Source organism: Blautia aquisgranensis (genome assembly GCF_040096615.1).
Classification (GTDB): Bacteria; Bacillota; Clostridia; order Lachnospirales; family Lachnospiraceae; genus Blautia_A; species Blautia_A aquisgranensis.
On the sequence record NZ_JBBMEJ010000004.1, the window covers coordinates 37,931 to 48,247 of the forward strand.

The 10,317-nt window shown below is 45.2% G+C and carries 11 protein-coding genes; 4 read left to right on the forward strand and 7 right to left on the reverse strand.

Going from position 1 to position 10,317, the window contains the following annotated elements:
- Window positions 1-116 precede the first annotated feature (116 nt).
- Window positions 117-1,001: a MerR family transcriptional regulator gene (locus tag WMO28_RS04775; protein WP_349056201.1), complete on the forward strand. Its 885-nt coding sequence runs from the start codon at window positions 117-119 to the stop codon at window positions 999-1,001.
- On the opposite strand, the gene WMO28_RS04780 is transcribed toward WMO28_RS04775, so the two are convergent.
- From WMO28_RS04780 to WMO28_RS04805, 6 genes are all read right to left on the reverse strand, one after another.
- A complete protein-coding gene (locus WMO28_RS04780) occupies window positions 994-2,118 on the reverse strand; it encodes a DUF362 domain-containing protein (protein ID WP_178645241.1) in 1,125 nt (374 codons plus the stop codon). The genes WMO28_RS04775 and WMO28_RS04780 overlap by 8 nt on opposite strands.
- 46 nt (window positions 2,119-2,164) lie before the next feature.
- Window positions 2,165-4,168: a PAS domain-containing hybrid sensor histidine kinase/response regulator gene (locus tag WMO28_RS04785; protein WP_349056202.1), complete on the reverse strand. Its 2,004-nt coding sequence runs from the start codon at window positions 4,166-4,168 to the stop codon at window positions 2,165-2,167.
- Between the two features lie 35 nt (window positions 4,169-4,203).
- Window positions 4,204-4,347, reverse strand: a complete 144-nt coding sequence (locus WMO28_RS04790; RefSeq protein WP_349056203.1) for a hypothetical protein — start codon at window positions 4,345-4,347, stop codon at window positions 4,204-4,206.
- A complete protein-coding gene (locus tag WMO28_RS04795; RefSeq protein ID WP_178642358.1) occupies window positions 4,340-4,768 on the reverse strand; it encodes a hypothetical protein in 429 nt (142 codons plus the stop codon). Before WMO28_RS04795 ends, WMO28_RS04790 begins: the two co-directional genes overlap by 8 nt.
- A 207-nt stretch (window positions 4,769-4,975) precedes the next feature.
- On the reverse strand, window positions 4,976-5,443 hold the full coding sequence (locus WMO28_RS04800) for a DUF2284 domain-containing protein (RefSeq protein ID WP_178642355.1): 468 nt from the start codon (window positions 5,441-5,443) through the stop codon (window positions 4,976-4,978).
- 92 nt (window positions 5,444-5,535) lie between these two features.
- Entirely contained in the window at window positions 5,536-6,414 is an 879-nt protein-coding gene (locus WMO28_RS04805) for a LysR family transcriptional regulator (protein WP_349056204.1), read from the reverse strand.
- Window positions 6,415-6,593: 179 nt separating this feature from the next.
- Here WMO28_RS04805 and WMO28_RS04810 point away from each other — a divergent pair, with 179 nt between their 5' ends.
- From WMO28_RS04810 to sdaAA, 3 genes are read left to right on the forward strand one after another with little or no spacing between them, the layout of a single operon-like run.
- Window positions 6,594-7,814, forward strand: coding sequence for a cation:dicarboxylate symporter family transporter (locus WMO28_RS04810; RefSeq protein ID WP_178642350.1), 1,221 nt, complete (start codon window positions 6,594-6,596; stop codon window positions 7,812-7,814).
- A gap of 5 nt (window positions 7,815-7,819) precedes the next feature.
- Window positions 7,820-8,488: an L-serine ammonia-lyase, iron-sulfur-dependent subunit beta gene (gene sdaAB / locus WMO28_RS04815; protein WP_349056205.1), complete on the forward strand. Its 669-nt coding sequence runs from the start codon at window positions 7,820-7,822 to the stop codon at window positions 8,486-8,488.
- A gap of 19 nt (window positions 8,489-8,507) precedes the next feature.
- Window positions 8,508-9,377 (forward strand): L-serine ammonia-lyase, iron-sulfur-dependent, subunit alpha, encoded by an 870-nt coding sequence (gene sdaAA, locus WMO28_RS04820; protein ID WP_178642344.1) that lies wholly within the window; start codon window positions 8,508-8,510, stop codon window positions 9,375-9,377.
- A gap of 8 nt (window positions 9,378-9,385) precedes the next feature.
- Here sdaAA and WMO28_RS04825 read toward each other — a convergent pair whose 3' ends face one another.
- A complete protein-coding gene (locus tag WMO28_RS04825) occupies window positions 9,386-10,162 on the reverse strand; it encodes a RelA/SpoT-related domain-containing protein (RefSeq protein WP_178642341.1) in 777 nt (258 codons plus the stop codon).
- Window positions 10,163-10,317 lie beyond the last annotated feature (155 nt).

A 10,317-nucleotide genomic window follows, 5' to 3' on the forward strand; every position in this document is an offset into this window, starting at 1 on the left:
TTTTATAAATTTCTAAACGGACTGTAAATTTTTTACCTTGTCCGTTGCTGTTTTCCTGAAACAGCTATATAACAAAGTATACCGTAACGTTATAGCCAAGGAGGTCTTGTATATTTATGCAAAAATTTAATAATCCGTGCATAAAAACCGGGGATTTTGCAAAACTTTGCGGAACAAATAAACGAACACTGATCCATTATGATGAGATCGGGCTTTTCAAGCCTGCTTACACTGATGACCGCAGCTACCGCTATTACAGTGAAAATCAGTTTGATGTTTTTTTTACGATTTCCTGTTTAAGCAGACTGGGGATGCCTCTGAAAGAAATCGGTGCCTTCCTGAACCACCGGAATCCACAGGCATTAAAAAAACTCCTTCTCGAACAACGGGAAGAAGTTTTAAAAGAAGAAGAACGGATACGGAAGATCCGTCAGGTAATCGAGACAAAGCTCTCTCTGGTTTCTCTTCAGGAAGAGCTGGAAGCCCAGAAGGAAGCAGTAACCTCCGATAATTCTGAACTGTTTTTTGAGTCCGAAAACTGCAGCGGACATATTTTTCAGGAATACAGCCCACAGGAATACCTGATTCTCAGTGATCCGCTTAACACCAGCGACCATGAAGCGATCATCCACACGCTCTGCAGCCATATCGGCTACTGCAATAAGCATAACCTGAATGCCGGGCATCCGTACGGTGCCATGCTGGATGTAAATGAATTACGCCAGGAGCATCTGGATACCTACGCATATTTTTTCACAAAAGTGATCGACCATCCGGATGGGATTCCTTTTCATATTAAGCCGGCCGGAACCTACGCTGTCGCCTACCTGAAAGGAAATTACTACGATTCCGAGGCCACCTATCGCAGACTGTTCCAGTGGATCGATGAACATGGGTTCCGGACCGGACAGTATTCTTACAAAGAAGCTGTGATTGATGAACTGGCTGCTGCCTCACAGGAGGAATATCTTACAAAGATCTCCGTACAGATCTTTATTTGATAGTTTTCAGTTCATATGCACGTGTTCCAAGACCGATCTTCTCTGCCTGGTCCAGTGTTGCTTTCCACTCGATATTCGGGTTGGAATCCTTGAAGTGGTCATGGTGGCAATGCCATCCAGGCTCTGCCAGATGCTCGCCAAGCTGGCTGTTTGCGATCGGTGTTGCCTTCAGGCAGGCATCTGCACAGGCCTGATCCAGTGCAACCGGGTCAAAGCTTGCGAACATTCCGATATCCGGAAGGATCGGCGCATCATTCTCACCGTGGCAGTCACAGTTCGGGCTGATATCCTGCACAAGCGCAATGTGGAAATGCGGACGGCCATGACAGACAGCCTGCGCGTACTCTGCCATTTTACGGTCAAGCTCCTCATTGGCACTGTTGTTTGGATTGTATACGGCATCAAAACCGCAGGCCCCGATACAGCGGCCGCAGCCCTTGCATTTGTCATAATCGATGACTGCTTTTTTGTTCACATAGGTGATCGCATCACTTCCGCATTCTTTTGCACAGCGGCGGCAGCCACGACAGACTTCTTCGTTGATAGCCGGTTTGCCGCTGGCATGTTGCTGCATCTTTCCGGCACGGCTTCCACATCCCATTCCGATATTCTTCAGAGCACCGCCGAAACCGGTTGTCTCATGACCTTTGAAATGGCTGAGACTGATAAAAATATCCGCATCCATGATCGCATGACCGATCTTTGCAGTCTTACAGTATTCTCCGTTTACAACCGGAACTTCCACCTCATCCGTTCCGCGTAATCCATCACCAATGATGATCTGGCATCCCGTTGTTATGGTGTTGAAACCATTGAGGTTCGCACAGTCCAGATGCTCCAGTGCATTCTTTCTGCTTCCCGGATAGAGGGTGTTACAGTCTGTCAGGAACGGCAGTCCGCCCTGTTCCTTACAGATATCTGCCACAACCTTCGCATAATTCGGGCGAAGAAATGCCATATTTCCAAGCTCTCCAAAGTGCATTTTGATTGCTACGAATTTGCCGTCCATATCAATATCCCTGATTCCGGCTGCCACACAGAGCTTTTTCAGCTTGTCAAGCTGGCTGGTTCCTACCGGGCAGCGAAAATCTGTAAAATAAACGGTTGATTTTTCCATTTCTGTCTTCCTCCTGTCTGATGTTTCTATATATTTAAAAAAACTGTTATAGTAATTTTAAAATTTCTGCTATTGTTTTCAGAAGTCCCCTGATCTCGATCGGTTTCGCAATGTGACCATTCATTCCGGCTTCAAAAGCTGCTCTTCTGTCTTCCTCAAAAGCATTAGCTGTCATTGCCACGATCGGAATCTCTGATCTTCGTCCTTTCAGTGAACGGATTGCTCTGGTGGCCTCATATCCATCCATATGCGGCATCTGGATATCCATCAGTATCATATCGTAATAATCTGCCGGCATTTTCTTTATGATATCAACCGCCCGTTGTCCATCCTGTACAAGCTCTGCGCGGATCTTATAATCACCAAGGATCGTCAGTATGATCTCGGCATTCAGCGCATTATCCTCTGCGATCAGGATTCTCTTGCCTTCCAGCTTCTTCACACTGACTTTCTCTTTCTTCCGATTTTCTTTATCTGAAGGGGCTGAATTCTTCTGTTCCTCTGAAATCGGATGGGACATCACCACTGTAAACTTCGTGCCATTTCCTTCTTCACTCTCCACAGAAATCTTTCCGCCCATCATCTCTACCAGTGATCTGACGATGGAAAGCCCCAGTCCGGTACCGATCACTCCTGATTCCGATGAATTCTTTTCTCTTGAAAATGGCTCAAAAATATGTCTCAGATATTCCTGGCTCATTCCGATTCCGGAATCCTGGATCACAGTCTGGTATGTAGCATAATTTTCTTTCTCTGATTCAAGCTCCGTCACCGTCATACGGATCTGTCCATACTGAGGTGTATATTTCACTGAATTTCCCAGTATATTCACAAAGATTTCCCGAAGCTTCAGTGAATCACAGATTACACAGTCATGACGGATATGAATATCTTCAGAGAAAGTAAGATGTTTCTCCTGCATGGTACCTTCTGTAATGATCTTCAGATCTTCATAAAGCTTTTCAAGACTGTTCGATTCTTCTTTTAAGGTCTCCTTGCCGCTTTCGATTCGTGCGGTCTCAAGCACATTGTTGATGATCTCCAGAAGATAACTGCTCGCCTCCTCCAGCTTATACAGATAATTCTCTGCCAGTGTTCTTTCATGCCAGTGTCTCTTCATCAATTCCGCAAATCCGATGATCGCATTCATCGGTGTACGCAGATCGTGCGACATATTAAATAAAAAAGACGTTTTCGCCCTGCTTCCCTCTTCTGCCTGCTTCAGAGCAGTTTTCAGCATGATCATCTGTGACACATCCAGAAACGTAGTGACAACAGCCCGTTCTCCGTCCGGTGTCTGAAATATTCCTGTCTTCGCCATTGCATGGCACTCCTTTGGAGTTCCTTTATTGATGACACATTCATATTCCACAGTGTCATCTATACTTCGAAGTGCTCTCAGCTTCAGCGCAGTTTCCGGATCCGGGTAATAAACACTTTTTAATATAGGACCTAAATTGCGCTGTACCTCTTCCAGACTCTGAAAACCATAAATCCGCAATGCCTCTGCATTCATATGAATCAGCTTATGTTCCGGAAGTGTATAGGCCATCAGTCCGCAGTTCTGTACATCCAGCAGATCCTTATAGTATCCTTTCTGGATCATATGTTCCTTACGCAGAGTATAGTTCTGCTCTGCAAGACGCTGCTCTGCAAGTTTCCCTTTTTCCACACGGATTGTTTCGGAAATATCCTGGTGAAATCCTACAATACAGATACGATCTTTTACTGTATTGTCTTTTTTGCCGCTGCAGCGCACATACATCTCTCCACTGATCGGATGTACATAACGATAAACTATTTCTGCACGCTCCACCAAAAGCTTACCCGAGTATTCCATGAACATTTCCATATCATCTTCGTGGATATGCTTTCTGTGAAAGCGAAAACGTTCCTCGGGAGTCATTTCCGGTGAAATTCCCAGCAGCTCATCTGTTACATGATCTGCATAAAAACACGGCTCTTCCCCTTCGGCAAATTCAATTTTCCAGAAGCCCATTTTGGACTCCAACAGAATTTCTTCCATATCGTGTCCATCTAACAAACCCATTTTTTTATTCCTCTGTCTTCCTTACTATCACATTTTTAGTAGAAGCTGCATCCGTTCCTTCCATGCTCTTTTACATAATAGAGGGCTTTATCTGCATCCTTGAAAATGCTTTCTCCCGGATTCTCACGGTCTGCAAATGCAGTTCTCACGCTTAAGGACACTGCCGGAAGATCATCCAAAGATCTCTCCGTTCTTGATACTCTGGTTATAGCTGAGTAATGGCTGAACGATCAGCCGCCGGATCATAATGCTTATTGCAATGACCAGGATCACCAGAATCGACATACAGACTTCCAGCTTCTTTACGATCTCCTTGGAAATATGGATGGATTTTCCCTGTACGTTCCGTGTGTTCTCCGCAAGTGCATCCTTGCATTCTGTGCATTTTGAAACAATTCTTTCTTTGTATGCCTGATAGCGGTTGTTACTTACAAGCTGCTGCGCTGTCCGAAGTTTTCCGTTGACAGAAAGATCCTCTTCCTGCTGCGTCAGAGTCACCTTCTGTACTTTCTCCGGCCAGGCTTCCTTCGCAAATCCGGTAGTTCCTACAACAAGACGCATGGCTTTATATTCTATTGCATGAACTCTCCCCAGCTCCATACTGCGATTCCAAGAAATACAAACGTGAGGACAAAAGCAATCACCATCCCCCAGGTGCTTACTTTTTCGATCCTCATCTTTTTCTTCATCTTCCAGTCCACCTCCGGAACTTTTATACGTTTTGACATACATATAGATTAAATTTTAACCCAATTTAGGCAATATGTCCAGTTCTTTAACGCAAAAAAGTATACAAAATCAACCAGATTATTCATGAAAGAGAATCTGTGAAAAATATCGGATCTTTCCGTCATCTGTCCAGCAGAGCATATTTACCTCGTCTGCCATCTTCTGTGCATTGACACAGTAGGCCGACATGCAGGAATTGTGCTTGTAAGGACCTGCACTCATAATGAGCAGATCTATTTTTCCTGCTTCTTTCATCTTTTCTGCCAGCTGCTCGGTAAGCTTATTGTGAAAAAGCTTCGCTTTTTTATAGTCCATAAATCCATCCTGGGTTGTCTGAAGTACCAGAGTTTTTTCATATTTAAGGGCACGTTCCTTCATCTCCTCCACCGTTCCGCTCTCCGGTGGACAGGCCGGATTCTTATCATAATTGCCACAGGCATTTTCCTCACAGAAAACACGGTACTCCGGCATAAATACCAGCTTATTGGTATCCATAACTGCTGCATCGGAAAATCCAAGCTGCTTTGCTTCTTCTGTAAAATCCATGTTGATCACTCCTCGTTTTTTCTTTATAGTGCCATATTTTTTGTTTTTTTACAACTTTTACTTTCTCAGACCTCCGTCAAAAAAGCGGCAGATCACTCTGCCGCAAGTCTGATAAACTCTTCCATTTCCCTTGTTCTGAATTTATTCTTATGATAAAAGATCTGCCGGTACATGGAGATCTCCACATCCTCCACATTAAGAAGCGCGATCCGTTTCTTACGGATATCACGCTCCACAGCAAGATACGGAAGAAACGAAAGTCCGTGATTTTTTTCCAGCATGCGTATGATAAAAGCAGTATCGCTGATCTCCAGTACCGGTGAAAGTGCCTGACGCCTGAGTGCCAGCTGTTGATCCAGTGCCTGCCTGTAATTGGCGTTCTTCTCTGTGAGAAAAAACGGTTCCTTAAGAATATCATCAAGCTTCAGGATTTTTCCGGCAAACCCTGAATCCGCGGATGCCACAAATACCACAGGTTCTGCTTTCTCCATCACTTTTATCCAGTTCTGGTCCCATCTTGGCGTATCCAAGATATAAATAAGATCCAGCCCGTTATGCTCCATCATCCTGATCAGCTGCTCCGGAGTATCGATCGTCACCTGGAGGCTGACTTTTGGATGAAGTTCCCGGAATTTACTGAGAATCGAAGGAAGCTTCGCCGTGCAGAGAGATTCGATCGTTCCGATATGCAGCGGGTTTTTAAGCTCTGCATCATCATTCATTGATTTTTTTGCCCGGTTTACATCGTACAGGATCCGGTTCGCATGCTCCAGAAATTCTTTTCCAGAAGGAGTCAGCACTACTCTCTTTCCGGTTCTGTCAAAAAGTCTGGTTTCCAGCTCATTTTCCAGAAGACGAATCTGCACTGTGATCGCCGACTGGGAATATCCCAGAACTTCTGCTGCCCTGGAAAAGCTCTGAAGCTGTGCTACCTGCACAAATGTCTCCAGCTGACGGATTTCCATACTCATTCCTCTTTCCTATGAAAATTTTTCAATATAATAATGAAATCTATGAATTTGCCTTATTCTTATGTCAATGTTACAATACAACCACGATGACGTCAATCGACTTTTTGTGCAAATTTAATAAAGCAACTGTCTTTCATACAAAGACAGTATAACTTCATACTCAGGAGGAAAGAATCCAAATGGAAAAGAAAAAAATCAAGATCGGACTTGTACCGAAACTGATCATTGCCATTATCGTTGGTATCCTGTTCGGTCAGTTTCTCCCGGAGGGCTTCTGTCGTTTTGTTGTAACCCTTTCCGGATTTTTCAGTACCTTTTTAAAATTTGTCATCCCGCTGATGATCCTTGCCTATGTAACCATGGGAATTGCAGATCTGTCACAGGGTGCAGGTAAGCTTCTCCTGATCACGGTAGCCCTTGCTTATGGTTCTACCCTGATCGCAGGCTCTGCTTCTTACCTGGTATCCTCAAACCTTTTTCCTCACTTTATGAGTGAAGGTGCACTGGATCAGATCGCAGCTACTGCTGACGCTTCCCTGACTCCATTCTTCTCTATCACCCTGGAACCGGTCATGGATACCCTTTCCGCAGTTGCACTTGCATTTATCATGGGTCTGTGCCTTTCTTCCATGCGTGGAAAAGAGCTTGGAAACAGCCTGTACAATGGAATGAATGATTTTTCAAAGATCATTGACAAAGTACTTCATACGATCATCATCCCGCTGCTTCCGCTCTATATCTGCGGAACCTTCACAGATATGACTATTTCCGGAAAAACCTTTGCGATCTTAAGCATCCTCTGGAAAGTATTCCTTGTTGTCATTGCCATGCATCTGATCTGCATTACCATTCAGTTCATCATTGCAGGAACTGTCAGCAAGAAGAATCCGCTTGCCCTGATCCGCAATCAGATCCCGGGATACACAACAGCACTTGGAACCCAGTCCTCCGCTGCCACGATTCCTGTCAATCTGGAATGTGCAAAAAAAGACGGAGTATGTGAACAGATCCGTAACTTCGTAGTTCCGCTCTGTGCCAACATCCACATGGCTGGTTCCATGATCACGATCACAGCCTGTGCAACCGCAGTCTGTCTTATGAACCAGCTGCCGATCAGCCTTGGAACTGTTGTCCCGTTTATCATGACTCTGGGTATTGCCATGGTTGCATCCCCAGGTGCTCCGGGTGGTTCCATTATGACTGCCTTACCGTTCCTGTACATGGTATTCGGTAAAGAAGCCGGTGACCCGAACGGTGCGATCTGCGCTATCATGGTTGCGCTTTACATCACTCAGGACTCCTTCGGAACAGCCTGCAACGTATCCGGTGATAATGCGATCGGTGTGATTGTTGACACTATCTATAAGAAATTTATTGCAAAAACACCACAGGAGAATTAAACAAAATGTCTTTTATCAGTGTATTTGACGTTATGGGACCGAATATGATCGGTCCTTCCAGTTCTCATACCGCAGGTGCGGCGCGGATCGCTTTTCTTGCCCAGAAAATGATCACGCCCCCTCTTAAAAAAGTGGAATTTACTCTCTATGGTTCTTTCGCCAGAACATACAAGGGACACGGTACTGACCGTGCCCTTCTTGGCGGGATCATGGGATTTTCCACAGACGATATGCGTATCCGTAACTCTTTTGATATTGCAACGGATAGGGAAATCGACTTTTCCTTTACCCCAAATGAGATGGAAACAGATGTTCATCCTAACACCGTAGATATTCATATGGTCAACGAACAGGGCCAGGAAATGACTGTCCGGGGTGAATCCCTTGGCGGCGGCAAAGTCCGTATCGTGGAGATCAATCATGTAAAAGTGGATTTCACAGGCGAATACAGTGCCATCATCGTTATCCATCAGGATACTCCAGGTGTTGTGGCCTATATCACCCGATGCTTAAGCGAGCGTAACATCAACATTGCTTTTATGCGTCTTTTCCGCGAATCCAAAGGAACTACTGCCTATACCATTGTAGAATCTGACGGCCATCTTCCGGAAGATATTGTAGAAAGCATTCACCAGAATCCGAACATCCATGATGTCATGGTTGTTCAGATGTAGAGAAAGGAAGGTCTGAATCATGGATTTTAAAAATGCAAAAGAGCTTCTGTCTCTCTGCTCAGAAAAGAATCTCCGCATTTCGGAGGCGATGCTCCGCCGTGAAATCATCCTCGGCGAAACTACGGAAGAAATCGTAGATCAGCGTATGGACCGTGTTCTGGAGATTATGAAAGACGCCGCTTTTTCCCCGCTAAAGAATCCGGTACGTTCCATGGGCGGTCTGATCGGTGGGGAAGCACAGAAGCTTTCTTTATTCCAGAGCCAGGGAAAAGGTCTCTGCGGTGACGTCCTGGGAAAGGCTATCACTTACGCCATGGCAACTCTGGAAACCAACGCTTCCATGGGACTGATCGTGGCATCCCCCACTGCCGGGAGTGCAGGAATCGTTCCCGGACTGCTGCTCGCACTTCAGGAGGTCTGTGGGTTTTCTGATGAAAAAATCCGCCAGGCTCTTTTTAATGCAGGTGCCATCGGCTATCTTGCCATGCGAAATGCAACCGTTGCCGGTGCTGTGGGTGGATGCCAGGCTGAGGTGGGAATCGCCTCTGCAATGGCTGCTTCTGCTACTGTGGAGCTTCTTGGCGGCACCCCGTTACAATGCACCTATGCAGCTTCCACAGTTCTTATGAACATGCTTGGTCTTGTCTGCGACCCTGTCGGCGGCCTGGTGGAATATCCATGCCAGAACCGTAATGCAGCCGGTGTTTCCAACGCACTGATCGCAGCGGAAATGTCCCTTGCGGGTATCACACAGTTTATTCCGCTGGATGAGATGATCGACACCATGTACACAGTTGGCAAAAAGCTCCCTGCAGAGCTCCGCGAGACTGCACTTGGCGGTTGTGCGGCAACACCGTCTGCCTGTGAGAAATGTCATCTTTGCAGCTGAGAAAACGATCACATTTTCTCGATCTTATTTCGCAGTTTCAACATTCTGGAATCAAGCTTTGCGATCTCTTCCGCATATTTCTTCAACTCGGCTTCGATTTCTGCATCGTCTCTTTTTTTGTAGTAGAGCTCATATTCCAGCACGGACCAGTAATCCATTGCCATGGTCCGCAGCTGGATCTCTACCAGCTCTTTCTGTTCCCCCTCAGCCGAATAAATCGGAACTTCCACGATCATATGAAGGCTTTTGTAGCCGTTTTTCTTTGGATTTTTGATATAATCCTTGATCTGGATGACTCTGATGTCTTTCTGCATTTCCAGAAGCTCCGCTACCTGATAAAGCTCATCCTCGAAGGGGCAGACCACACGGATTCCAATCAGATCCTTCAGATTTTTCCTTGCTGTCTCAAAGTCCGGTGTCAGTTCTTTTTTTATAAGCTTGACATAAATACTCTCCGCGCTTTTGATCCGGCTGGTAGTCTGACTGATCACGGTTCGCTTCTTCTGATCTGAAAGCTCCGCATTGATCATCTTTAATTTAGCCATCAGAATATCTATGGCAGCCTTACAGCGGAGACGGTAATCCACAGCCTGCACAAAACTGTCTATCGCCTTTATTTTTTCTTTCGCTGATGAAACCGAAGCCCCTGTTTTCTCATTGATTTCTTTTTCGGGCTCTGTCTTTTTTACCGGCTGATTTTTCTTTTCCGGCTGAAGTATGTCTGCCAGTCTCTGAGGCTGTCTCTTTTTTTTGTAAATTCTGTTTCCTGATTTTTTCTTTGCCATATTGTATATCCCCATTTACCTTCTCAATACTTTTCAAAATCTGCATACTTTTTATTTTATACGATTTGGAACAGCTTTGCATCAAACCAGCGTAAGTTTTCTGTTAAACTTTTTGAAATAAAAAAGCTCTCCGGAAAGCCGGAAATTTATACATT